General features: G+C 49.9%; 24 protein-coding genes. 7 read left to right on the top strand and 17 right to left on the bottom strand.

The window, feature by feature from the left end:
- Positions 1-384: 384 nt before the first annotated feature.
- Positions 385-1,134 carry a metal ABC transporter ATP-binding protein gene (locus K365_RS0124625; protein ID WP_006966950.1) on the top strand — a complete coding sequence of 250 codons (750 nt, stop codon included), beginning with the start codon at positions 385-387 and terminating at the stop codon, positions 1,132-1,134.
- The gene (locus K365_RS0124620) at positions 1,127-1,969 is read left to right on the top strand and encodes a metal ABC transporter permease (protein WP_006966949.1); all 843 of its coding nucleotides are present in this window, start codon (positions 1,127-1,129) and stop codon (positions 1,967-1,969) included. The genes K365_RS0124625 and K365_RS0124620 overlap by 8 nt, the downstream gene beginning before the upstream one ends.
- Here the strand turns inward: K365_RS0124620 and K365_RS0124615 are convergent.
- Complete coding sequence (locus K365_RS0124615; protein WP_024336749.1) at positions 1,962-3,425, bottom strand: cobyrinic acid a,c-diamide synthase CobB; 1,464 nt, start codon at positions 3,423-3,425, stop codon at positions 1,962-1,964. The genes K365_RS0124620 and K365_RS0124615 overlap by 8 nt on opposite strands.
- A gap of 211 nt (positions 3,426-3,636) precedes the next feature.
- Between K365_RS0124615 and K365_RS0124605 the strand changes: the two genes are divergently transcribed.
- Genes K365_RS0124605 through K365_RS0124595 form a run of 3 tightly spaced genes read left to right on the top strand, consistent with a single transcriptional unit; the run spans position 3,637 to position 5,830 of the window.
- Positions 3,637-4,572 (top strand): radical SAM protein, encoded by a 936-nt coding sequence (locus K365_RS0124605; protein WP_024336748.1) that lies wholly within the window; start codon positions 3,637-3,639, stop codon positions 4,570-4,572.
- A 42-nt stretch (positions 4,573-4,614) separates the two neighbouring features.
- Entirely contained in the window at positions 4,615-5,358 is a 744-nt protein-coding gene (locus tag K365_RS0124600; protein WP_006966946.1) for a M15 family metallopeptidase, read from the top strand.
- Between the two features lie 13 nt (positions 5,359-5,371).
- Positions 5,372-5,830, top strand: a complete 459-nt coding sequence (locus tag K365_RS0124595; RefSeq protein ID WP_024336747.1) for a cupin domain-containing protein — start codon at positions 5,372-5,374, stop codon at positions 5,828-5,830.
- Here the strand turns inward: K365_RS0124595 and K365_RS0124590 are convergent, their stop codons facing one another.
- The 4 genes from K365_RS0124590 to K365_RS0124575 are packed head-to-tail and all read right to left on the bottom strand — an operon-like array spanning position 5,831 to position 9,243.
- Positions 5,831-6,745, bottom strand: a complete 915-nt coding sequence (locus K365_RS0124590; RefSeq protein WP_024336746.1) for an ArsA family ATPase — start codon at positions 6,743-6,745, stop codon at positions 5,831-5,833.
- 4 nt (positions 6,746-6,749) lie between these two features.
- Positions 6,750-7,061, bottom strand: coding sequence for a DUF7990 family protein (locus K365_RS0124585; protein WP_006966943.1), 312 nt, complete (start codon positions 7,059-7,061; stop codon positions 6,750-6,752).
- Entirely contained in the window at positions 7,058-7,462 is a 405-nt protein-coding gene (locus tag K365_RS0124580) for a hypothetical protein (RefSeq protein ID WP_152427683.1), read from the bottom strand. Before K365_RS0124580 ends, K365_RS0124585 begins: the two co-directional genes overlap by 4 nt.
- 44 nt (positions 7,463-7,506) lie before the next feature.
- Positions 7,507-9,243: a carbon starvation CstA family protein gene (locus K365_RS0124575; protein ID WP_006966941.1), complete on the bottom strand. Its 1,737-nt coding sequence runs from the start codon at positions 9,241-9,243 to the stop codon at positions 7,507-7,509.
- 367 nt (positions 9,244-9,610) lie between these two features.
- Between K365_RS0124575 and K365_RS0124570 the strand changes: the two genes are divergently transcribed.
- Complete coding sequence (locus K365_RS0124570; protein WP_024336745.1) at positions 9,611-10,852, top strand: NupC/NupG family nucleoside CNT transporter; 1,242 nt, start codon at positions 9,611-9,613, stop codon at positions 10,850-10,852.
- Here K365_RS0124570 and K365_RS0124565 read toward each other — a convergent pair.
- From K365_RS0124565 to dapB, 10 genes are all read right to left on the bottom strand, one after another.
- Positions 10,841-11,803, bottom strand: coding sequence for a ketopantoate reductase family protein (locus tag K365_RS0124565; protein WP_024336744.1), 963 nt, complete (start codon positions 11,801-11,803; stop codon positions 10,841-10,843). The genes K365_RS0124570 and K365_RS0124565 overlap by 12 nt on opposite strands.
- A complete protein-coding gene (locus K365_RS0124560; RefSeq protein ID WP_245569308.1) occupies positions 11,796-13,463 on the bottom strand; it encodes a GMC oxidoreductase in 1,668 nt (555 codons plus the stop codon). Before K365_RS0124560 ends, K365_RS0124565 begins: the two co-directional genes overlap by 8 nt.
- Positions 13,464-13,488: 25 nt before the next feature.
- Positions 13,489-14,283 (bottom strand): dihydropteroate synthase, encoded by a 795-nt coding sequence (locus K365_RS0124555; protein WP_245569307.1) that lies wholly within the window; start codon positions 14,281-14,283, stop codon positions 13,489-13,491.
- Complete coding sequence (locus tag K365_RS28980) at positions 14,264-14,599, bottom strand: Lcl C-terminal domain-containing protein (RefSeq protein ID WP_245569306.1); 336 nt, start codon at positions 14,597-14,599, stop codon at positions 14,264-14,266. Before K365_RS28980 ends, K365_RS0124555 begins: the two co-directional genes overlap by 20 nt.
- Positions 14,600-14,625: 26 nt before the next feature.
- Positions 14,626-15,108 carry an Lcl C-terminal domain-containing protein gene (locus tag K365_RS28975; RefSeq protein ID WP_245569305.1) on the bottom strand — a complete coding sequence of 161 codons (483 nt, stop codon included), beginning with the start codon at positions 15,106-15,108 and terminating at the stop codon, positions 14,626-14,628.
- Position 15,109: 1 nt separating this feature from the next.
- Positions 15,110-15,583 carry a flavin reductase family protein gene (locus K365_RS0124545; RefSeq protein WP_024336741.1) on the bottom strand — a complete coding sequence of 158 codons (474 nt, stop codon included), beginning with the start codon at positions 15,581-15,583 and terminating at the stop codon, positions 15,110-15,112.
- A gap of 11 nt (positions 15,584-15,594) precedes the next feature.
- Positions 15,595-16,044 carry a PaaI family thioesterase gene (locus tag K365_RS0124540; RefSeq protein ID WP_024336740.1) on the bottom strand — a complete coding sequence of 150 codons (450 nt, stop codon included), beginning with the start codon at positions 16,042-16,044 and terminating at the stop codon, positions 15,595-15,597.
- A gap of 469 nt (positions 16,045-16,513) precedes the next feature.
- Entirely contained in the window at positions 16,514-19,216 is a 2,703-nt protein-coding gene (locus tag K365_RS0124530; RefSeq protein ID WP_024336738.1) for a KGGVGR-motif variant AAA ATPase, read from the bottom strand.
- A complete protein-coding gene (locus K365_RS0124525; protein WP_024336737.1) occupies positions 19,213-19,644 on the bottom strand; it encodes a hypothetical protein in 432 nt (143 codons plus the stop codon). The genes K365_RS0124530 and K365_RS0124525 overlap by 4 nt, the downstream gene beginning before the upstream one ends.
- A gap of 154 nt (positions 19,645-19,798) precedes the next feature.
- Complete coding sequence (dapB, locus tag K365_RS0124520; RefSeq protein ID WP_024336736.1) at positions 19,799-20,602, bottom strand: 4-hydroxy-tetrahydrodipicolinate reductase; 804 nt, start codon at positions 20,600-20,602, stop codon at positions 19,799-19,801.
- Positions 20,603-20,761: 159 nt separating this feature from the next.
- Here dapB and K365_RS0124515 point away from each other — a divergent pair, with 159 nt between their 5' ends.
- A complete protein-coding gene (locus K365_RS0124515) occupies positions 20,762-21,967 on the top strand; it encodes an aminotransferase class I/II-fold pyridoxal phosphate-dependent enzyme (protein ID WP_029725780.1) in 1,206 nt (401 codons plus the stop codon).
- On the opposite strand, the gene gyrB is transcribed toward K365_RS0124515, so the two are convergent.
- Together gyrB and dnaN are read right to left on the bottom strand one after the other, a co-directional pair.
- Positions 21,961-24,375, bottom strand: coding sequence for a DNA topoisomerase (ATP-hydrolyzing) subunit B (gyrB, locus tag K365_RS0124510; RefSeq protein WP_024336734.1), 2,415 nt, complete (start codon positions 24,373-24,375; stop codon positions 21,961-21,963). The two genes, K365_RS0124515 and gyrB, sit on opposite strands and share 7 nt — an antisense overlap.
- Entirely contained in the window at positions 24,372-25,493 is a 1,122-nt protein-coding gene (dnaN, locus tag K365_RS0124505; protein ID WP_006966902.1) for a DNA polymerase III subunit beta, read from the bottom strand. The genes gyrB and dnaN overlap by 4 nt, the downstream gene beginning before the upstream one ends.
- Positions 25,494-25,633 lie beyond the last annotated feature (140 nt).

The raw sequence follows: 25,633 nt of genomic DNA, 5'->3' as shown, positions 1-25,633 counted from the left end.
TAACTACAAACTCGTTAAGGTCTTGTTTTAGACCCGCTTCAAACTTTATCACTGACCAATTTTCAAAGATCAAAAAAAAACTTATCGAGGACACACAAACCGTCTCTCGACAAGACCGGCGTAATATGCCTGAAAATTATATCCGTGTCAATCGTTTTTTTGATATTTTTCACAATATTTTTTCATTCCGGCCTTTTTTGTGTTTATCTCATTGATTTTCATGACATTTTAAATTCAGGCGCCGTTTCCCTGGTTTTGACAATTGCCTTGAACTTGTGTACAAATAATCACGCTGACTGAAATTCTGGGCATCTTGGGGGGATTAAACATGCCGGCGGCCCCTTGAGAACAATAATTGATGACACTGCCTGCAAGGATCTGCCCATGGAAACTGACATCCGTCTGAAAAATGTCTCATTTGCCTATAAAAAACAACCGATTCTTGAAAACATATCCCTTATTATTCCCCGAAAAGAATTTGCCTGTATCGTGGGGCCCAACGGGGGCGGAAAAACCACGTTGCTTAAACTGATTTTAGGGCTCATAAAACCGGATACCGGACAGATTCAGGTGCTGGGGATGAGCCCGGAAAAAGCCCGGAACCGTATGGGATATATGCCCCAGTATGCCTATCTGGACATGAATTTTCCCGCCACCGTCCTGGATGTGGTTCTGATGGGGTGCCTGAAAAACAATATTTTCTGGTTTTCCGCCAAAGACCGGTCCCGGGCCATGGATGCCATCGATACGGTGGGCATGACCTCTTTTGCGCAGACGGGTTTCAATGCCTTGTCCGGGGGGCAGAAACAGCGGGTTCTCATCGCCAGGGCATTGTGCAGCCGGCCGGACATCCTGCTGCTGGATGAACCCACGGCCAACGTGGACCATGAAACCGAGGAAAATCTGTTTTCCATTCTCAAAGCTTTGAACCAGAACATGACCATTCTGGTGGTTTCCCATGATTTGGGTTTTGTGTCCAAATACGTTAAAACCGTGATCTGTGTGAACCGCCGCCTGGTCATTCACCCCACAACAGATGTGGACGGCACCATGATCAAGGATATCTATTACGGGGATCTGAAAATGGTCCGCCATGATCACCGGTGCAGCGAAGAAGGCCATTGCCATGATTGAATTTTTTCAGGCCGTCATGGACCCGGACAATCAGTTTCTGGCGTATGCGCTGATGATGGGGGGGCTGGCTTCCATTGCCTTTGGCATCATCGGCACGTTTGTCACCATCAAGCGCATCAGTTACCTGGCCGGGGCCATTTCCCATTCCGTGTTCGGCGGCATCGGTCTGGCCCTGTATCTTCAGATCGGGCTGGGGATCACATGGTTCGATCCCATCCTCGGGGCTGTGCTGGCAGCCGTGGCTTCTGCGCTGGTGGTGGGACTGGTGAGCATTCATGCCAAAGAAAGAGAAGATACCATTATCGGGGCTCTCTGGGCTGTGGGCATGGCCTGCGGTATTTTGTTCATCGACCGGACTCCCGGGTATTTCAGCCTCAGTTCCTATTTATTCGGGGATATCCTGCTCATCTCACAAAAAGACCTGTGGTTTGTGATCGGCCTGGATCTGGTGATCGTGGGGGTGGTGGTGATTTTTTTCAATCAGTTTTTCGGGGTGTGTTTCGATACCGAGTTTACCCTGCTGCGGGGGATCAACACCACGTTTTTCTATCTGTTTCTTCTGGTACTCACCGCTTTGACCGTTGTCTTGCTGGTGCGGATCGTGGGCATTGTTCTGGTGATCGCTTTGTTGACCATTCCTCCTGCCATTGCGGGATTTTATGCCCGAAGGCTGTGGCAGATGATGCTGTACTCCGTGCTGCTGTGTGCCGTTTTCACCTGGACGGGCTTAGGCATCAGCTACAGCCTGAGTCTGTCGTCAGGCCCGACCATTATCGTGTTGAGCGGGATTGTCTATCTGGTGCTGCTGGCATTGAACAAACTGGTGTTTAAATGATGGGGACAGAGGTTGTCTCTATATTTTTTAGGCGCCGGTGCCTGAAATCCGCGCAATGAGCCACAAAACAGCGGGGCACTTCCGGGTTGGAACCGAAATGCACATGCAGATATGATCCCAGGGTCAAATCTTTCTGATATCCGGCCACCTGCACATCCTGGCCGGCCCGGGTCGTGACTTCAAACACATGGTCACAAACGTCGTTGTCGGTCTTAATGGACGAATAATGGAATTCATGGCCCCGGATTTGCACGCCTTTTGCACCGATCACTGAATTTTTTGTCAGGGTCACTTCCCGGTAACCCAGAGATTGAAGCGTCTCAGACATACAGATTTCCAAATCAAAACATCCTGCCATGATTTTCGGGTGAACAGAATCGGCAAGGGTCAGTTTTTGGCACAGAAACATGAACCCGCCGCATTCGGCATAAATGGGCATGCGGTTTCGGCTGCAGGATTTGATTTCAGACTGCAGATGGGTTTTGCCCGACAATGTGTCTGCAAACAGCTCGGGATATCCACCTCCCAGGTAGATCCCATCGATGTCTTCAGGCAGATGATCATCTGCCAGCAAGGAAAAATAAACCAGGCAGGCCCCGGCATGTTCCAGCATGGCCAGATTGTCCGGATAATAAAAGCAGAACGCCTTGTCCCTGGGCACGGCAATCCGGGGCGGATCGCAAAAAAAGGGCGTTCCTGTATTTTGATTGTCTGCACTTTTTGGTTTTGTCTGCCATGGGGTGTCATAATCCCGGGATTTGCCGGGGTCCGGCAGTTCCGGCAGATCCCGGATCAGCCGGGGCATGTGCATATGCTGATCCACCATGGCAACCAGAGTATCGATCGTGGTGCTTGAAATGATATGTTCATCTGCCGTGGTCAGGCCCAGGTGGCGTTCCGGCATGATCAGCGCCTCGTTTTGGGGCAGGTGCCCCAGGCAGGGCGTGGTGCAGCTCTGTGCCACGGCTTCTTTGAGATACGCATAATGCCGGTCGCTGCCGGTAAATGTGAACACCACCCCGGCCAGGGTCAATTCAGGATCAAAGGTTTCAAATCCCTTGACCACGGCGGCCGCGCTTCTGGCCTTGCCTTTGGCAGACACCACCAGCAGCACGGGCAGGCCCAGCCATTTGGCCATCTGGGCCGTGGACCCGGTTTCCGTTATGGCATCATACCCGTCAAACAGGCCCATGACCCCCTCTACCACTGCCAGATCCGCCCCCCTGGACCGGGCATGAAACAGCCCGCGGTTGTAAGTTTTTGACAGCATCCAGGAATCCAGATTATAACTGGTCCGGCCGGCAATACGGGCATGGTGGCCCGGATCGATGAAATCCGGCCCCACTTTGAACGGGGCCGCCTTCAACCCGTTGGCACGCAGCCAGGCCAGAATGGCCAGGGTCAGTGTGGTTTTTCCGGCACCACTGCCCGTGGCTGCAATGACAATCCCTTTCAATGATTCATCTCCCTTTTTGTTATTCGCACAATTAGGTCCGGGTATTCAAAAAAATACCCTACCATTTTTTTTTCCGGGTTTCACCCCAATTTGTTTGAATCTCCCCATAAAACCCTTGCCATGTTCCTTTGCCCGGGTATAAAAAGAAGTCAGGCGTGCCAAAATGAATCGGCACGGCATCAACCCCGGATTTTAACAGGAATTTTTTATTATGTATCATCATCTGTTCGGACCGGTTCCTTCAAGGCGGCTGGGTATTTCTTTAGGCGTCGACCTGGTGCCCCGGAAAGTCTGCTCACTGGACTGTGTGTACTGTGAAGTGGGCCGCACCAATCGCCTGACTCTGGATCGCAGGGAATACGTCCGTTTAGACCGCGTCAAACAAGAGCTTACCCATTATTTTTCCCATAACCCGGACCCGGATTACATCACGTTTTCCGGTTCCGGTGAACCAACGTTGAACACCTGCATCAAAGAGGTGCTCACATTTATCAAGCAAAAACGGCCCAAGATACCGGTTGCCGTGCTGACCAACGGCACGCTGCTGCACGATCCACAAGTCAGAGAGGCGCTGATGGCGGCCGATGTGGTGCTTCCCTCCCTGGACGCGGCAACGGAACCGGTTTTCAAAAAAATCAACCGCCCCCATGGGGATCTGACCCTGGATGCCCATCTGGCCGGATTGATGACATTCAGAAAAATGTTCAAAGGCCGGTTTCGTCTGGAAGTGTTTATTTTGCCGGGATACAATGACCACGAAGATGAATTGAAAGCCCTGAAAAAAGTCATTCATGAACTCCATCCTGAATGCATCCAGCTCAACACCCTGGATCGTCCGGGCACGGTGACAGACCTGAAAGGGGCGTCTTTTGAAGAATTACAGCGTATTGCCCAATACCTGGATCCCGGGGCCGCGGAAATCATTGCTGCGGCCCCGAAGCGCAAACAGGTGGCAGCCTATCGGCAGGACATGGAAGCCGCCATCATGGAAACCATTGCCCGCCGGCCCTGCACCCTGGATGATTTGTCCACCATCCTGGGCCTGCACGTGAGCGAAATCAACAAATACCTGGATGTGATGACCGCTGAAAATAAAATTATTTCCGTGCATCAGAACCGAGGTGTTTTTTACCAGATCCCTGAATAATCTTTTTTTCATTCAAAACAAATTGTCAAGGAGAACGCACCCATGTTAAAACGCATATTGATCCTCTGGCTGGCCCTGGTCATCCCGGCTGCCGCAGACCCGATCCCTGACGAATTTGTGGAGATCCGGGAAATCATCCCGGACGCGGTCATGGACATCCGGTATGTCACCGAACATAATTTTCTGGGCACCCCCGTGGATGGGTATCATGCAGCCAAATGTTATCTCACCGAAGAAGCGGCCGCTGCCCTGGCCGGGGTTCAGGCGGATCTCAATCCCTTTGGTTTCAGCATCAAGATTTATGACTGCTACCGGCCCCAGCGGGCCGTGGATCATTTTGTCCGGTGGGCCAAAGAGGTAGAAGACACCGCCACCCGGACCGAGTTTTACCCCACACTGGACAAACGCAACCTGTTCAGGGACGGATATGTGGCTGAAAAATCCAGCCATTCCAGGGGCAGTACCGTTGATTTGACTATTGTGCCGGTGCCGGTGCCGGATCAGCCGGAATTTATTTTAGGTCAGACCGGACAAAAGGAATGCTATCTGCCGGCAGACCAGCGGTTTGCCGACAACAGCATCGATATGGGCACCGGGTTTGACTGTTTTCATAAACGATCCCATCCGGAAAACCCGAACCTGGATCCGTCCCAGCGGATCAACCGGCTGCTGCTCAAAACGCTCATGGAAAAGCACGGTTTTCAATACTATGACAAGGAATGGTGGCATTTTACGTTGAAAAATGAACCGTTTCCAGACACCTATTTTGATTTTGTGGTAAAATAAAGGAATACTGACAATGACGCGGGTCTTTAAAAAACGATTGACACCTTATCCCTGTTTCTGCCTGATCTTTTTATGCGGGCTTGTCCTGTGCCTGAGTTCTCCCGTATTTGCCAAGAACCCGCAGATTGCGGTCAAGGAACTGGCTGCCACCCAGAAGAGCTGGGATGGCGCTTTACTGCCGGCCTATCCGGACGGTCAACCGGAAGTCCGCATTTTGAGCATCACCGTGCCGGCAGGAGAGAAGCTGGCGATTCACCAGCATCCGGTGATCAACGCCGGGGTGCTTTTGTCCGGCCATTTAAAGGTACACACCACGGACGGAAAAACACTGGATCTGAACGCAGGTGAGGCCATTGTGGAAGTGGTCAACACCTGGCACTGGGGAGAAAGCATCGGCCCTGATCCGGCCCATATCATCGTGTTTTACGCCGGTCAGGCAGACACGCCGGTCACAGTGACACAAACCCCGTAATTATTCAGGCAGGATTTTGTCAAAGGTCAGCTCATTTGAACGGATATGCTGTGCCAGGGCCTCCATGCCGATCAGAGATGCCGATGAATAAGGAATGGTCTGGATGGGAATGCCCGGGAACAACGTTTCCACTGTCTGTATAAACCCATTTGCCCCGGTCCTTTCATTGCAGATCAGGCCCCGGGGCTTGATGACCTGCCGGTCCAGGTGTTCGATGACCCGCCGGGTTTCCGCCACAGACAGGACATCCCGGTTAAAAACCACATAAAAGCTGGTTTGAGCCGGATCTTCAAACAGGGCCTTGAGGGCCTGATAATCGGATTTGATCTGAAGAAGCCGCTGGAGTATCTTGTCCCGCTCAAATTCTTTGCCGGCCAGAGTGATTCGTGAAATGATCTCTTTTTTCTCATTGATCTGGTTTCTCAGCTTTTCCAGCTGATCCGTCCAGGTCAAAGACAAAGACGGCAGATTGAAAAACCGCAGGGACAGGGCCGTGGGCGGCATATCGATCACCAGATAGTCATGGGTCTTGTATCGGGCCACAAGATCGGTAAACGCTGCAACCAGGGCATATTCCTCCATGCCCGGGGAAAATTTGAGAATATCGAAATAATGGTCCAGATTGAATGCGGTCAGATAAGCGAAACTGGCTTTCACCTGTTTCGCGGTCTTTGCCAGATAGCGTTTGATCTGCTTATCCCGGTCGATCTGCAGCACCTCGAGACACGGGCCCAAAGAACAGGCTTTGTCTGAAAATACCGTCTCAAAAATATCGGCCTGGTTATGGGCATCATCAAAAGAGGCCAGAACCACTTTTTTGCCTTTTTCTTTGAGCACCAGGGAGATCAGGGCCGATGCCGTGGATTTGCCCGTACCGCCCTTGCCCAGAAAAAAAAGGGTTCGCAAGCAAGCCATGGGATCACGAAATATCGAACACGGAAAACAACCGGGACAACGGTTGGTTTGACGTGTTCATCCTTTCCAGCAACAGCATCAGGTCCTTTTCCATCAGCGGCAGAAGATCCATACTCAGATGTGCCGGCGGAGACGGCAGGCCCACAAATGATCCCTGCACCAGCAGCGCAAAAATATATTCCATCTCTTCGCACTCCGCTTCAATGGTGTGGACCGCTTTGTTACGTGCCACCTCATCTGCGGCCTGCCACCAGCTGAGGGCCTGTTTTTTGATCCGGCCCCAAAAAGGCGGAAATGGTGTGTTGTCGTTTTTCATGTCACCCGGAATATTTTTTTGTCAAAATCGATCCGCTGCCGGGACGGATAGTAATAATACATGGCATACAATCCCATCAACACAATGGCGGCTGCATAAAACCGGGGAAAACTGAACCATACCGCTGCAACCGCCAGATACACCGTTGTCTGAGACACCTGCAAGAGCCGTCGCTGAAACTTGAGAAAATCAGCAGCATCGACATGGTGCCGTGCTCTTACGGAATGGGCAAACAGGGTCCTTAAAAAAATCGGTCCGGCAATGGCCGTCATAACAGCGGCCACAAACACGATAACATAGACCCGGGAAGAAAGAACAAACCAGCCCGGTGAAACCAGATTCAGTGCAAATGCCAGGCCCAGGACCAGAAACAGTCCCAGGCCCGGCAACATCAGTATCATATAGTGTTTCTGAAGCGTTTTATGCATCGCGCCCCAGTCGGAACTTATCTGTGTTCTGATGCAATCTCACCCCCGGGGGTGACGGTAAAAAACCGCAATACCCCTTCCACCGTGATCCAGACCGCCAGAATCAGAATAATGGCGTTAACCACCTGAAGCAGGGTGTTGTGGGCCGTGCCGAAACTGCCCTGGTTCAGGATCAACGCCCAGATGGTCATCACCATCATAAACACGGCCGGGATACCGGAAATCATCCATTTCACCCCGCCTTTGTCTTTGAGGTACAACGTGATGATAATCAGCGCCAGACCGGCCAGGGTCTGATTCACGGCACCGAACAGGGGCCACAGCTTCAGGGCGCCGTTTCCGCTGGGACCGGTGGCAAATGCCAGCAGCAGGGCCGTTCCCACGGCCAGAAACGTGGTGACATATTTGCCGGTCAATGCCGTGAGCTTCACACTGTCAAACAGCTCGGACAGAATATAGCGCTGAATCCGGGTGGCCGTATCCAGGGTGGTACCGGCAAAGGACGCCACAAACACACCCATAATCACCACGGCGATGCTGGCCGGGATGCCGAATGCCGCAAGCATGTTGGCGGACCCGTCCACAAATGCGGCTACTTTGGAACCCAAGCCGGCGGCTGCGGCCCAGGAGGAATAATGGGTGGTCCAGGCAGCTACTCCCATCAGGGTTTCACCGGATTTGGTCACATATCCCATACCGATACCGGCAGCCACGGCAATGATCACCAAAGTGGCCAGGGCCCCTTCCATGAGCATGGACCCGTATCCCACAAACAAAGAATCGGTTTCATACCGCACCTGTTTGGCAGACGTGCCCGAAGACACCAGGGAATGAAACCCGGAAATCGCGCCACAGGCAATGGTGATGAACAAAAACGGCCACATGGGCGGGGCTTGGGCCGGATTCATCTGAACGGCCGGTGCCACAATGGACAGGTTGGCAAAAAAAGCGGAAAAAACCACGCCGATCATCAGCAGCACCATCACGATCATGAGCTGATGGGAATTGATGAAATCCCGGGGCTGCAGCAACGTGGTGACCGGCAGGGTGGAGGCGATAAACGCATAGATCAGCAAAACAATTGTCCACACCCCTGTGGGCGGAATCCCTGCAATGGTGGGCATTTTGATGGGCAGCACCGCACCGATGAACACGGTGACATACATGAGCACCACGGCAATGATGGACCAGGTGATGATGCTTTTGCCCTGTTTGTAGATGGCATACCCTAAGTAAAGGGCAATGGCCACCTCACACCAGACCGGAAAAACCGATGTGGGATACATGGCAAAGACCACGGCGATCACCAGACCGAACACGGCGATCACGATCCATAATTCCAGAAAAACGATGAGAAAAAAGAAAAACCGGGTGCGGTTGTTGACATATTTTGAGGTATAGTCGGCAATGGACTTTCCCTGGTTCCTCATGGAAATAATCAACGCGCCGAAATCATGCACAGCACCCATGAAAATGCTGCCGAAAAACACCCAGATCATGGCCGGCACCCATCCCCAGATAATGGCAATGGCCGGTCCCACGATGGGACCCGTACCGGCAATGGAAGTGAAGTGATGGCCGAAGATCACCTCTTTTTTGGTGGGCACATAGTCCACACCATCTTCCATGACAACCGATGGCACTTCAGCGCCCTGGGCCAGTTTGAAAATTTTCTTTCCAATGAACCGGCCATACACCTGATACATAAAAATATAACCGATAAAGGAAACCACCATGATTAATAACGCATCCATTGTTTCTCTCCTCCTTATGGCTGTGAGATGTAGCCGTTAATATAAATCACGGCAAAAACGGTCGGCGTCGGCCGCTTTTGTCTGGCAAAAACCCTATATCACGTATGCTTCCAAAATGTAGTTCTCCTTAATTTCCTATACGAGTCTGCAAAATAAATGCCATTGTTTATCCTGATAAAACGATCCCGTTTTGTCTTCATATGCCTGTAAAACAGAAAAGTAAACCCAAAAAACATGAAAAATCACTATAATTTGGTTGCAAAAACGCGACTTATGCACCGAATCGTTGACGTGATCCGCCAAATGAATTATAGGGTTTCAGGATGCATTTGACTTAAACCACTATATTTGAGCTGAAAGAAACACCATGATAATTCAAGGCGTTGCCGGTCTGATCGTTTTTATCGGGCTGGCCTGGATGATCAGTGAAAACCGGGGCCGGGTAAACATCAAAACCATTGCCGTCGGCTTAGGATTTCAATTTCTGCTGGCCCTGATTTTTCTCAAGATCCCGCTGCTGAGCCAGGGATTTGTCCTGCTCAATCAGATGGTTCTGGCCCTGGAACAGGCCACCCGGGCCGGCACTTCCATGGTATTCGGCTACCTGGGGGGGGGCACTTTGCCCTTTGAAGAGAAATTTGCTGGTGCATCCTTTATCCTGGCATTTCAGGCCCTGCCGTTAGTGCTGCTCATGAGTGCCTTGTCTTCATTGCTTTTTTACTGGAAAATTTTGCCCTGGGTGGTTCAGAAATTTTCCCGGGTGCTTGAAAAACTCTTCAAACTGGGCGGGGCTGAAGGCTTAGGTGTGTCTGCCAATATTTTCGTGGGCATGGTGGAGTCCCCTCTGTTTATTCGGCCTTATGTCCGTTCCCTGACCCGCAGTGAACTGTTCACCCTGATGACTTCGGGCATGGCCACCATCGCCGGCACCATGATGGTGCTGTATGCCAACATCCTGGGAGACATCATCCCCAATGTGTTAGGCCATATCCTGGCCGCCTCCATCATCAGTGCGCCGGCCGCCATCACCGTGGCCAAAATCATGATCCCGGAAACCCGCCCGGTCACTTCCGGAGAGCTCACCGAACCGGACCCGGCCACCAGTTCCATGGATGCCGTCACCCGGGGCACCCTTCAGGGCGTGGAACTGCTCATCAACATCATTGCCATGCTCGTGGTGCTGGTGGCACTGGTGCATCTGGCAGATATCCTGCTCAAAATTCTGCCGGTTGTAAACGGCACGCCCCTGACACTGCAGCGGATTTTCGGATGGATCATGTCACCGGTGGTATGGCTCATGGGCGTTCCCTGGGCGGAAGCCGGCATCGCCGGGGGGCTGATGGGCACCAAAACCATTATCAACGAATTCGTGGCCTACCTGAACCTGGCCGGGCTGCCGGCAGACAGTCTGGGGCCGGACAGCCGGCTGATCATGCTTTATGCCATGTGCGGATTTGCCAACCCCGGCAGCCTGGGCATCATGATCGGCGGATTGGGCACAATGGCGCCGGAACGCCGGGGAGAGATCGTGTCCTTGGGTCTCAAGTCCATTATCGCCGGCACCATCGCCACCTGCATGACCGGCGCCATTGTGGGATTACTTGGCTGACAGACGGTCCTGAATGGCTGAATACACCGACCGGGTGACCGGGGTGGAAACGCCCAGTTCAGCCCCCTGCCTGAGAATCGTACCCCCGTATAGATCACCTTCATTCACCCGTCCTTTGGATGCCACATCCCGTTGATAGGATGTTTTTGTATCATAGGGAAATTGAGCCGCCATGGCCAGCTGCTTTGTGATGATATGTTCCGGCAGTTCAACCCCTTTGGCTGTGGCTATGGCCTGGATTTCTTTCATGATTTCACGGGCGGTCTGTGTTGCCTTTGGATCCGCGGCCACTTCACCGATGGTTTTGTTGAAAAACACCGTGGCCAGTGCAAAGGCTGCGATAAACAGGTATTTGCTCCAGATATCCGGATAAGGATCGGTACGCCATTGATAATTGATCTGCATGGCATCGAAAAAATCGGTAACAGGTTGCGGATCAAACGATTCATATTTCGGATCCGCCCCAAATAAAATCTTGCCGTCTCCGCCACTCTGAAAAATCACGCCGGGCCCCTGGATATGGGTGCCGACATAGACACAGGCGGGCAGGATCACACCCGTGGCCACATTTTTTCTGATCCTTTCATAAATATCAGCCCCGTTCAGCAACGGCAGTATAATGGTGTTTTCATGAATTTTTGGCACAATGGCTTTGACGGCTCCATCCAGGTCATAACTTTTAACACAGACAAAAATCAGGTCCGGATCAGGCAGATCATCCATATGGTCCGTGGCTGCCGCCGGCACCCCGGTAATGGTTTTTTCCTCAGAAATCAGCGTGATGCCTTTTTGCCTGATGGCCTGGAGGTGATCTCCCCTGGCCACAAAAAAACAGTCATACGCCAATGTTTGGTCATGATTGCATGTGTGGGCGATTTTAGCGCCAAAATAACCGCCGATACCCCCCGTACCATAGATACAGATATTGTGGATTTTATTTGTTTTATTCATGGCCGGTTTCCCTGTTCAGCAACTCTGTGATTCCCCATTTTTTTTCCACCTGTAAAAAGTTTATATTTGACTGTTTTGCCGGAACAAAGGACATGGCCCTTTCCGCCAGAGCAGTGATGGACAACGCCGGATTCACCCCCAGGTTGGCCGGTATCATGGACCCGTCCGCCACCCGCATGTTTTTATACCCCATAACCTGATTTCTGTCATCGATTACCCCTTTTTCCGGATCTGTGTGCGCACTGCATCCCCCCATGATATGGGCCGTGATGGGCGCGTTCAGATACACTTCTGAAAAAATGCTGACCGGAATGCCGTCCACCCGCCGGGCCAGGCGCCGGACAAAGTCATGGGCAATGGGGATGTAGACCGGATTTTTTCTGTCACTGGCCTGTCTCGATGCCAGGGTTTTGACAAACGGCCAGATCTTTCGGTGTTTCCGGGACACATTCAAATAGTTGTCATGGGTCTGCATCACCAGAACGATCAGGTTTCTGCGGGCAAATCCAAACGGATTCAACAGCCGGAAAAACGATATCGGATGTCTCAGCACATTGGCGATATACCGGACTATCCGGGGGACCCGGCCCCCGCCGTCGGTCATCAAGACGGCCAAAAGTCCTAAAAAATCATTGCCCTGGGCATACCGCACCGGCTCCATATGGGTATGGTCGTCCGGATGCACACTCGATGTAATGGCCACGCCTTTGGAAAAATCTGCGGTCCTGGCATTGGCCCTGACCGACAAAATGGCTTCACTGTTGGTTCTGACCCGATGCCCCAGCTGATCCGACAGGTTGGGCAATCGCCCTTTCTCCTTCATGGTCAGCAGCAAAGACAGGGTTCCCAGGACCCCGGCGGACAGCACAATCCCTTTTGTGTAATAAACGGTTTCAAGTCTCAGGATTCCCGTGGTCTTCACCGCCGTGACCCGGTATCCCTCAGACCCGTCGTCCGACAACGGAAAAATATCTGTCACCCCGTGTTCAGCAATGATCTGAGCCCCGAATTTTTCCGCAAAAAACAGATAATTTTTGTCCAGCGTGTTTTTGGCATCTTTCCTACATCCGGTCATGCATGCCCCGCACAGTTCACACCCCACCCGGTCCGGCCCCTGTCCCAGAAAATAAGGGTCTTTGGCTTTTTTGCCCTGTTCTCCGAAATACACCCCCACCCGGGTTTTGTGAAAGGTGTGCTCCCTTCCATATTCCGCCGCAGTCTGGCGCATCAGATGGTCTGCCTCGCCGATATACCGGTTTTCCGTGGCCCCCAGCATTTTTTGGGCCAGCTCATAATAGGGCATGAGTTCGGATTTTCCCCCCATGCGCTTGACAACTTCATGATCAAAAAAAGGATCCGGGGGCACATACAGGGTATTGGCATAGTTCAGACTGCCGCCGCCCACACCGGCGCCGCTCAAGATAAAAATATCATTGAGCAGGTTCATCCGCTGAATGCCATATAAAAACAGTTTGGGCATCCACAGGTATTTGCGCAGGTGCCAGTTGGTTTTGGCAAAATCGTTGCCTGACCATCTTTTTCCCGCTTCGATAACGCCCACCTTGTAGCCTTTCTGGGACAAACGCATGGCAGACACGCTGCCGCCGAAACCGGATCCGATGACAAGATAGTCAAAATCAAAAATCGGCTCGGTCATCATAAAACTCCTGTTGCGGTTTTATTCATTAAGGTACCATGGCCCAGGAAAAAAGATTTTCTCTGGCCAGGATGCCGGACACTTTCGCTGCCCGGACCAGGTCGAAATTCAATATATCCAGAAGTGCATAATCCAGACCGGCCGACGTCAGCATGGCCACATAGCTTAGCTCGACAGCCAGCCGTGCCGCCCGGTCCGGGGCGTTGGTTCCCAGATTGGAGATACCGCCGATGGTCTTGACCGGAAACCCCAAAAGATCGGGCAGGGTGCGGATCACCTTCATCACCTCTCTGGCCTGAACAATCCCGTCCGCCCAGGCCAGGGGCGGGATCACCGGATCGATGATCACCCGCTCCTTGGCCACACCGGCAGATTCCACTGCTTCCATCAGATCCTGGGCCACCTCGAACCGCTGGGGTGCATCTATCGGCACCCGGGAGTCCGGATACAGCAGAAACCCCACGATATCCGCATCATATTCCCGGACCAGGGGCAGAATCTGTTCCAGTTTCCGGGGTTCCAGGGAAAACCCGTTGAGAATGATCCGGTTTTTCGCCGCCTTGACCCCGGCGGCCATGGCATCGGGATTGGCCGTGTCGATGAGAAGCGGCAGGTCGGTGACCGCCTGGACCGCCTCCATGAAAAACCGCATGCCCGGCCCTGCCTGTTTTCCCAAATGCCCGGTATTCACGTCAATGGCCCAGGCCCCCCGGGCTTCACAGGCTTTCACCAAATCCTGCACCGGTTTTGGGTCCAACTGCTGCAAGGCCCGACGGATGTCCGGCCTTGTGATGCGCAGGTTATCAGCGATCAGCTTCATCATCGGCTCCCATGCCGGTATAAGGGCCGCGCACCGGCCACAGAAAAAATTCAGTCAGCGGCTTGTACCCGACCCCCACAGGCCCGTCCTTTGTGTACAAAACCCAGGCATACCCGGTATCATATTGGCTGGTGGTGGCGGACCAGTAAAACGCCTGAACATGGGTAAACGGATGATTTTCAGGCAGGGCCGGGGAATGATGGTCCATGTCTGTGAGGCTTTCCAGGTCCCGGATTTCCGGAACCCGCCAGTCATCATATCCTTGTACCCGGTCCCGGTTCATCTGTGCGACCCGGTCAAATGCCGTGTTCCAGTCCATGGGGCCGTCAAAGGCATTGGCATGTCTCAGCCAGACCCGTCGCAGTCCATCCGGCTGCCGGACCCATCATAACAAACGGTCTGTCCGGTCTGCCACACCCGGGAACCACCGGGATGGATCTTTCGCACCGGCCAGACCATGTAGGAACGATGCTTCATTCCCTTGAACACCCGGGCCCCGCCCAGGTGGACATACCAGGCCTGGTCCGGCAGCCGGGCACAGGTGGTGGACGTCCAGTAATAGCCGTGAAAAATGCCGGTAAACAGATGCCCGGCATCGACGCTGGGGTTGATCACCTCATGACTCATCAGGCTGAACAGTTCCCGGCGGTTGGGCAGTTTCCAGTCATGATACCCGAACAGGCCGGTTTCATTGATTGTTTTTATCTCTGCCAGGGCCTCCTCCCAGGTCAAGGGAAATTCCACCAACCCGGCATCTTTCGGCCACATCAGGCCGGTATGTTCATCAACCACCACCTCATTTTTCACATGAAACCGGTCATGAAACATCTTAGTTTTTCCCCACATACATGCCTTCGTAATCCAGTGTGGTCAACGGTGTCCCTTTAGAATGAACCCCGGCATCCACGACTTTTGAAATAAACAGGGTGTGGTTGCCGGGCTGATGCTGTTCGATCACTTCCAGTTCAAACCAGGCCAGGCAGTTTTTCAAAATAGGTACCCCGGTGGTTCTGGTTTTCCAGTTTATTCCGGCAAACTTTTCCTTCGGGTCCGGCCCTTTGAACCGTTTGAGCAGGTCTTTTTGGGACTGATTGATGATGTGCAGCCCGAACGCCCGGGTGGTGACGATCATGTCGTGGGAATACCGGTTGGGATGCACCGCCGCCATGATCAGGGGCGGATCATATGACACCTGGGTCACCCAGGAGGCGATCATGCCGTTGATCCCATCATCTGTTTTCGTGGTCAACACATAAATTCCATAGGTCATCTGCCCAAAGGCCGACTGCCACTGTTCTTTCATATCATACCTCCTTATTTTTGCGTTGACGACATCCCTTTTCCGGCAAGTCTGAACACGGCTGAAAACTGCATCACCGGTCTGTTCTCATCGTCAAATACCGTGGTTTTTCCCTCCACCTGACGATCTTTGATCATGACTGCTTGTGCTTTTGCAGTGAGAATGCCTTTTTTCACAGGTCTCAGAAATTCCGCACTCAATGAGGTGGTCCCGAATCTGTTTCCCGGTGGAATAAAACTTTTAATGGCGATGGCCACGGCTGTGTCCGCCAAAGTCACAATGGCGCCGCCATGGGCCAGGCCCTGCCCCTGGGCCAGTTTATATACAAACGGCATGGTCAGACAGGATCGCCCGTTTTCAGCCGTCACAATCTTTATCCCCACCAGTTTTTCAAACGGTGCGCAGCTGATCCAGCTGTCCAGTTCGACCTCATGGGGTCCGGTATATAATTGATCGGTTTCCATGGTTTTTATCCTCCAAATTCGATCTTTTTCTGGCCTGAGGTCTCCACATCAGATATCCAAATATAATGAATCTTTTTCCTTAGAGGCAAGGCTCATTCACATAACAGTCACATAAAAAAAAATCAAGAAAAACCCTATTATCTGTAAACAAAGCTTCTGCCAAGTCCTGTTGTTCAAAAATATGTCAGCCAATAACCTACAAGTATCATAAGAATTATGCCCAGCAAGGAACATATTTGACTTATTTTTGGATAAACTTTCAAGGTCATAGCGCCTGACCATTTTTTTCTTAATGACATCGGAAATGATCCTTGACACCTTTGAGTAATTTTTACTGGCTATTGAAAACCGTTCCCTCAAAGATGCTTTGGCTATAAAACTATTTGAGACATATCTCAGACAGGCTTGTTGATAACAGGCACGGATACGATCCATCTTATCGATCCTGGCAAATGCATTATGTGTACTATTACATAAAATCTTTACCAATGGCTTTACGTTTTAAACTGAGTACTTTGGGGCGTGCCCCGGTCTTGAATTTGAATCCCAGGCCCAGGCGGTAGATCTCAGGAATATAAAATCGGAACTCTTCTGTGGTATCGCTTATATCCTCATAAACCACCCCCAGTTTTTTCAATTCTAAAAGGGATGAACTGCTGTCATCTGGCAGCAGTGATTTTGAAAATGGCATTACCAGTTCATCTGCTGCCTGCAAAGAATCCACCCATTTTTTGAAAATTTTTGATTCCTGCTTGAGCTCCTTGACCCTTTCTAAACTGCAACCCTCCATGGCTCGGCGTATAGCAGTCGGTGGAATCAGCCGGTCTTTCCATTGACTTGTAGTGTGTGTATCTGATGCATTTGCCGCTTCTTCCAGGAACCGGACCACATCTCTGGCCTGAAGATAACCCTTGAAATCTGATAGCGCTCCATATACCCAATTAATGGTATTCGCTTCTCTTGAATTATCATTCCCCAGCTTCAATCCCCACAGGGGCCTTAATTTTTGACTCAACGGTTCTTTGTTCATGGAAGAAGGATCTGCCTTTATATCTTTTTCCAAAGCCCCAGATGTGGTGGCCAACCAGTAAACTAGGCGAAGAAATGCGGTTTTGTCCCACAGCAGTTTGTAGTTTTCATATTTTTTTTCAAACTGCCCGCTGTTCTGCTTTTTGGCACTGCCCAGATAATCTTTGCGTAAAAAAATCACCAACCCTATATGACGGTCTCTTATTTCACTAAGCCGGCCCGGTATATCCAGCAAGGCGGAAATAGCATTCTGCTGGTTTATATCAGAGTGTATGTCTGGAAAAAGGTTCTCCAGACCATCCATCAATAAAATAATGGGCTTATTTACTAAAGTATCGAGCTGCCTGTAGTTCTTTATATCAAGGTTATTCTCAGATATCGCCTGAATGATCATATTTTCCCAGAAATCTTTCCAGTCTGATTCAGAATGGTTTTCATCCCTGAACTTCTCTATTTGTATTTTAAACGCATCATGATCAAAACGGTCAAAAAGGGGCTGATGTAATTTTAATTGCTGTATGACTTCTGATTCACCAAAAATTTCACTTGACCTTAATATGGGAAAAAAATCCGCATCTATTTTGACTTTTCCAGGTTCAATTTTATCACAAAATGATTGATATGTTTTAAAACCTGTCATGCGCATAAAATGGAACGTTTTTCCTGATCCTTTGGCACCCAAGGATACGACCAGGGGGAGAGAATTGAAGTTTTGCCTGGGAAATTCTTTGAAAAAACCAGTTTTCAGAAAACTATCTTTTGTTGTGGTCTCGGCAAAAACATACTCTGAACAAAACGTTTTCAGTTTTTTTAAACGATTTACACCGTCTTCATCCTCATCAGGGATAATTGATTCTATATCATCACGGAGTTCCTCCAATCCACTGAAATAATTATTAAATATGTCAATTATCGAACCAGCGTTCTCCCAGACATCTTCCCAAGACCTTATGCCGAGCAACTCACTTTTAAAATGAGCCACCCTTATGGGAATAGGGTCTGAAAGTAATTCTTCATCTGAGTCCATTTCCTGGACATTTTCATTTTCGGGGCCGAATATGGCTTGGTCAAAACGGGTTTGAGCGTCAAGCAGACGTTTCTCATCATGTTCCGGAACCATGGAAAAAATGACTTCCGGTAGAAAATTTTTATTCACCTTGTTTTCTATTTTATTTATTTTTGTCATTTCCCTTAAAATAAGTTCTGTTCCATAAAGAGACTGCTCAGACAAGGTGGTGACAAGGAAACGGTCAATATATGGGTCCAACAGAAAAGGAGCGCTCAGTTCACTGATACCGGCCCTCAAATCTATGAACACATAGTCTGCGTTTATCCGGGTGGCGAGCCGATCAACACAGTCCCGCAACTTCCATGGGTTGTCATCCTGTGATACATGTTCGGGTCTAACATTGATCTGAAACAGATCTAAAGGATCATTGAATGCTGGCAGCACATATATTTTTATTGAGTCAACCACCTGTTCATACCGCCGAATCTCTTGGGCAAAATAGTCGATCACCGCATCCAGGTTATAATCACTATCTGAATTAGCATATTGTATGGCATTTAGAAATTGAGTAAACCCAATATCTGCGGCACCGCCTATTCGATTTTTTTCCCAGAAAGTAACGCCCGGGGCTTCTATATCCCCGTCAATAACCAGAATCCGTTTTTCTTTCCCCTGTTCTTTGACTATTTCGCTCAACGATTTTATCATAGCCGCCAAGAGCAGTGTTCTGCCAACCCCACCCTTGAAAGAATGAAACGCAATTATTTTATGCTCGGGTTCAGACATATTATTTAACGTTTCATTAGAAAGGAATGTTCTTGAAAAATAGAGATTGTCGAACCGAGGCCTTTCCAAAAAATTCATCCTGTCATTCGACCCTGTTTCACAGGTAATTATGATTGGAAAACGGGCAATATCCAGATAAATTTGATTTTTAACGGGATCATAAACATCTGGATTGGGGAACCAGGTTTTGAACGCTTCCTTTAAGAGATTTTTATCTTCATCTTTCTGTTCAACCACGATCTCATCCGGATAAAAATGAAGATTAATAATTCCATCTGGTAGATGCCTGAAATTATCCGTCTCTTTTCTAATATTATCTTTCACATCCAGCCAGCTGAGAAATTTCATCGTGTTAATTCCTCCTGTAACCAAGAATCGATTTTTGTCAATTTTATCTCTAAACCGTTTTTTTCCACTGGGTTGGAAAAGGTTCCTCCATATCTCAGGGCTTGGTGCAATTCCTTATGGGGAACGGCTTCAGGATTTTTTGAACGAATTAAAAACTTAATATTTTCAGGAAAATGCTGGAAAAAAGGATAATTTAGGCTACTCAGTAACTTTCTCAGATCGTGCGACAGTTTATTATTCCCCTCATTCATTGAGAGTTTATAAGTATCCGTCAGATGTTTTCGTTTCAATAATAGTGCCTTAACACCGCACTCGATGGCGTACACAAATAATAACAATCTGGCATTGGAGCCAGCACTGTTCTTTAGACACTCCTGTTTCAGATGCCGGTAGGAATTATCTAATTTTTTCTGACTGACATGAATCATTGCTTATTTTCCTTGGGCCATTGATATTCATGAGATCGGAACGGCACACTGTACTCTTTTCCACCCTGATACTATCCCAAGTGCTTTCTTGAGTCAAAATAACAATCGCAAGTTTATAAAATTTTCAGCATTTTTGTAAAAACCTATATATTTATCAATCCAGATCCATCACATGATCCAGGCCCCGGCGAAGACCCGTGAAGGTGTCCACCTTGCGGATGGCCAGTAAAGCCCCTTCCACATAGGGCTGGGCACTGGTGCCGGCATCGTGCCGGATGGTCAGGGTCTGGTCGGGCATGCCGAAAATGATTTCCGAAGACAGGGTGAATCCGGGCAGCCGGATGGAATGCACCTGGGAGCCGGTCATGTCCGCACCCCTGGCTTCGACGGGACCCTGGGTGTCTGCCAAAGGAACGGTCAGTTGGGATCGTCTCACCTGGGACAGCCGGAAGGCCAGTTCCCTGGCCGTGCCGCTGGGGGAATCTTTTTTCGCGTCACCGGCATAATCAATGATTTCCCATTGAGGAATATACCGGGCCGCAATTTCTGAAAATTTTTGCAAAAGCACCACGGTCAGGGCAAAATTTCCCGCTGCCAGCACACCTACTTTTTTTTCCAGCGCTTTTTCATGGATCTGCGCATAATCCGCATCGGTCAGGCCCGAGGTTCCCACCACCACATGTACGCCGGCATCCAGAGCCGTCATGATATGTGTCATGGCCACGTCAGGTTTGGTAAATTCCACCAGCACCCGGGCATCGGCCAGAGATGCTTTTGTCACAGAATCGGTAATTATCACATCTGTTTTCTCAAGACCCAGAACCTCGGCCAGTTTCTCCCCTTTGCGGGTTCTGGACACCGCACCCGCCACCTGCATGTCGGTCTGTGCGTGAACGGCTTTTGTCAACGCGGAACCGGCCCAGCCCGTGGCTCCGGCAATACACACTTTTTTTGTCATGGACGGTCTCCTTTCATCATTTCTTTGCCTTGATTATTATGGTATTTTGGGTTTGATGTCCAATGATAAAATCATGAATTTTTCTCTTTATTTTTAAAATATGAATCTGGTATAGTCCAAATTTTATTTTTCATTTATTTATTGTTTTTACAAGGAGTCATGGCCGTGGAAGAAAATATCATTCGTTTTGCCAGCCGCATGGATCAGCTGCCGCCCTATCTGTTCGGCATGATCAATAAGATGAAAATGGAAAAACGGCGCAACGGAGATGATGTCATCGATCTTGGTATGGGCAATCCCATGGATCCCACCCCGGATGCAGTGATCGAAAAACTGGTGGAGGTGGCCAAGGACCCCAAATCCCACCGGTATCCGGAAAGTTCGGGCATGCCGCATCTGAAAAAAGAGATCGCCAAATACTATCAGCGCCATTATGACATCAATCTGGATGCGGAAAAGGAAACCTATTTCACCATCGGCTCCAAAGAGGGGATTTCCCATCTGTGCCTGGCCATCATGGGACCCGGGGATTCCGTGCTGGTGCCGGCACCGGCCTTTCCCATCCACATTTATGCCGCCGTCATTGCCGGGGCCAATGTCATGCGAATTCCCATTGCCCCGGAACAGGGATTTTTAGACCGGATCATCAAGATCTGCGAGTCCTGCTATCCGGCCCCGAAGGTGCTGATGCTCAATTATCCCCACAACCCCACGGGCGTGGTCACAGACATTGCGTTTTTTGAAGAGATCGTGGCTCTGGCCAAACGGTTCAGATTCATGGTAATCAATGACTTTGCCTATTCCATGATCACGTTTGACGGATACAAAGCCCCCAGTTTTCTGGAAGCCCCGGGCGCCAAGGATGTGGGCGTGGAATTCGGCTCGTTTTCCAAATCTTACAACATGGCGGGCTGGCGCATCGGCTACTGCGTAGGTAATGAGCAGATTGTCAAAGCGTTGGGCCAGATCAAGGGATATTTTGACTATGGTATTTTTTCCGCCATCCAGGTGGCGGGCATCATTGCGTTAAGAGATTGTGACGACACCATTCCCGTGCTGGCCAAAACTTACGAGACCCGAAGAGATGTGTTATGTTCCGGCCTGTCCCGCATGGGATGGGATATTACCCCTCCCAAGGCGGGCATGTTTGTGTGGGCCAAAATCCCGGCACCCTTTGACAAGATGGGGGCCATGCAGTTTGCCGTTGAAATGATGAACCGGGCCAATGTGGCTGTGGCACCGGGCACCGGATTCAGTAAGGAAGGCGAAGGCTATCTGCGCCTGGCCCTGGTGGAAAACGAGGAACGGCTGCGCCAGGCCATGCGGCAGATGAAAAAAGCCATGGATGCCATGGAAATTCAATAATCCAGGGACGTCACCTCAAGGGCATGCTTTTGAATGAAATTGCGGCGGGGTTCCACCTCTTCTCCCATGAGCAGGGTGAAAATCTCGTCCGCTTTTTCCGCATCGTCGATATTCACCTGGAGCATCATGCGTTTTTCCGGATTCATGGTGGTTTCCCAGAGCTGTTCCGCGTTCATCTCCCCCAGACCTTTGTACCGCTGGATGGCGATCCCTTTTTTGGCTTCCGCCATTAAAAAAGCGTACAATTCATCAATAGTGGCAAATTCGTTTCGTATTTTGGCATCTTCCTGTTTGGACATCACAGCAAACGGCGGCTGGTTGAACTCGGCGATTCTTTCATAGCTTTTGAGCATCTGCTTGTAGTCGGAGGTGGCCAGTATCTCCCGGCCCACCCTCAGCAGGAACTGCTTGCCTTCCTTGTCATAGATATCCATCTCATAGATTTTGCGCTCCGGGTCATATTCAATGTCTTGGGGCTGATACCCGGAATTTTTCAAATCCTGGGACAATGCCTCGAAATTGCTTCTCTTTTCCAGGAAAAATTTGTCTCTGACCCCGTGATGAATCACATTGAGCAGCATTTTGGTGTCAAAATCCCGCTTCCGAAGCAATGACACTGCATTGAAATACCAGGTCATATTCTGCATGAACTGCTGGAATTTTTCTTCAGGAATCGGATCTGTCTGATTGTCGATATACAGATCTTTTTGCGAGGCAATGCGCTGAATCAGATACAAGGAGTATTCTTCCTCGTTTTTCAGATACAGCCCGCTTTTTCGGGAACCCACCCGGAACAACGGCGGCTGGGCAATGTACAGATATCCTTTTGCGATCATTTCCGGCATCTGGCGGTAAAAAAAGGTGAGCAACAGGGTCCGGATATGAGAACCGTCCACATCCGCGTCCGTCATGATCACCACCTTGTGATACCGGATTTTTTCCACATCATACTCTTCCTTGCCGGCCCCTGTGCCCAGCACGGTGATGATGTTTTTGATCTCGTCACTTCTCAGAATCTTGTCAAACCGGGCTTTTTCCACATTCAGAATCTTGCCTTTCAAAGGCAGAATGGCCTGGAACCTTCGGTCTCTTCCCTGTTTGGCCGACCCGCCGGCAGAATCGCCCTCCACCAGGAACAGTTCTCTTTCCGCAGGATCGGCAAACTGACATTCCGCCAGCTTGCCCGGCAGGGTGGAATCCATCAGGGTGCCTTTTTTTCTGGCCAGTTCCCGGGCTCGTTTGGCTGCATCCCTGGCCCTGGCCGCATCCACGGCCTTGGAGATGATCTGTCTGGCCACAGTGGGGTTTTCTTCCAGAAACCAGGCCAGTTTTTCGTTGAGCAAAGATTCCACAATACCCTTGACTTCATTGTTGCCCAGTTTGGTCTTGGTCTGGCCTTCGAACTGGGGCTCCATGATCTTCACGGAAATGATCACGGCCAGGCCTTCTCTCATGTCATCGCCGGACAGCTTGATATTCTGCATGTTTTTAGGCAGATTTTTAGCCCCGGTGATATAGGCGTTCACCGTGCGGGTCATGGCTGCCTTGAACCCGGACACATGGAATCCGCCCTCGATGGTGCGGATGTTGTTGGCATAGGAATACAGTTTTTCCTTGAATGTGTCATTGTACTGGATGGCCACTTCCACCTGCACATCTTTTTTTTCCCCCTCGATATGAATGGGATCATGCAAAGGCGTACAGGAGCGGTTCAGATATTCCACAAACGACACAATTCCGCCTTCATAGAAAAAATCATCTTTCTGGGCGGACCGCTCGTCTTCGATAATGATCCGGACCCCCTTGTTCAGAAAGGCCAGCTCCCGCATGCGCCGGGACAAAATTTCATAATCAAATTCATTTTCATTCATGACCGTGAAATCAGGGGTGAACCGGATTTTTGTTCCTTTTTTCACGGTATCCCCCTTGACGGCCAACTCCGTGATCTTGTGACCCCGGGAATACACCTGGTGATAGATCTTTCCCTTTTTATAGACTTCCATTTCCAGGTGGCTGGACAGGGCGTTGACCACGGAAATTCCCACGCCGTGAAGTCCACCGGACACTTTGTAGGAATCCTTGTCAAACTTGCCGCCGGCATGCAGTTTGGTCATGACCACTTCACAGGCCGGCACATGCTCGGTATCATGTATCTCAATGGGAATCCCCCGGCCGTTGTCCTCCACACTCACGCTCATGTCCGGATGAATGGTGACATTGATGGTGTCGCAATGGCCGGCCATGGCCTCATCGATACTGTTGTCCACCACCTCGTACACCAGGTGATGGAGTCCTTCCATGTCCACATTGCCGATATACATGGACGGCCGTTTTCTGACTGCTTCCAGTCCTTCCAGAATCTTGATGCTGCCTGCGTTGTATTCTTTTGTCACGTTGTCTTCTTTCATGAGATATGCATTGCCATGATGGCACAGATAAGATTGTCATCATCCATGGCTTTGATGATGCACGGCGTTTTTGCTTCTTTTATGTAGACCACCACGGTGGCCTGGTCGAACAGGTTCAAAGCATCCATGAAATATCGAGGGTTGAAAGCACTTTTTATCTCGTCTCCTGAATACCCGATCATCATGCGTTCTTTGGATTCCCCGATCTCCGGGTTGGTGATGGTAACCGTGAGTTCGTTTTCTTTAAAATTCAGAATCACGCTCTTGTAATCATCGGAAGTGAGAATGGAAACCCGTTTCATGAGTGTGTAAAACATGTTGCGGTCCACTTCCATGCCGGTCATGGTATCGGTCTGGATGATGGGCGGGTAATTGGGATATTCTCCGCTGAGCAGTTTGATCATGATGGATTCATTGGCCCGCTGAAACACAAAATGATTGGCTTTGATTCCCACCCGGATGGATTCCGAGGTGTTGTCTATAAATTTGTGCAGTTCGCTCAGCCCTTTTTTGGGAATGATCACGGGCTCGTTCGGCAACACCAGATCCCCGGTGTATTTGGCATCAAAACAGTTGAGACGCCGGGAGTCGGTGGATACCATTCTTAAGTGCAAGACATCGTTTTTTTCAATTTTTTCAATCAACGCCCCTAGCACATAGGTGCGTTTTTCATCTCCTGCATAAGAGATCACGGCAGCGGATTCCAGCATTTTCCTTAAATCTTTTGCATTGATTTCAATGAAATCCACATTTTCAATGACCGGTGTTTCCGGAAAATTTTCATAATCCGATGAAACGATATGAAACAGGCTGTCTCCTTTGCCGATTTCCACCCATCTGTTTTCCACTTCATTGACCGGAATGGTATTGTCCGGATATTCTCTGACGATTTCAAAGAATTTTTTGGCGCTGATGGAAATAATGCCTTCTTTTTCAACAACCGCGTCATAAGTACCGATAAACACGGTTTCCAGATCATTGGCAGTGAGAATGATCTGGTCTCCCATGGCTTTGATCAGTACATCCGAGGTGATGGATAAGTTGGTTTTTCTACCGGTGATGCCCTGGATTTTAGAAAGAATTTCCAAGACTTCTTTTTTATCAAATGAAAATCTCATTCCGGTTCCTTTTTATTCTTTCTTTTATATTTTAAGGATTATTCCTGAAATATTTATATCAAAACAGGTCTTTTATCAAATGATAAATCGGAAACATATTTATTTATGGATTATAGATTTAAAATAATAATAACAATAAG

It is taken from the genome of Desulfotignum balticum DSM 7044, from assembly GCF_000421285.1.
GTDB classification, from domain to species: Bacteria; Desulfobacterota; Desulfobacteria; order Desulfobacterales; family Desulfobacteraceae; genus Desulfotignum; species Desulfotignum balticum.
This window is presented reverse-complemented; position numbering and strand designations above follow the sequence as displayed.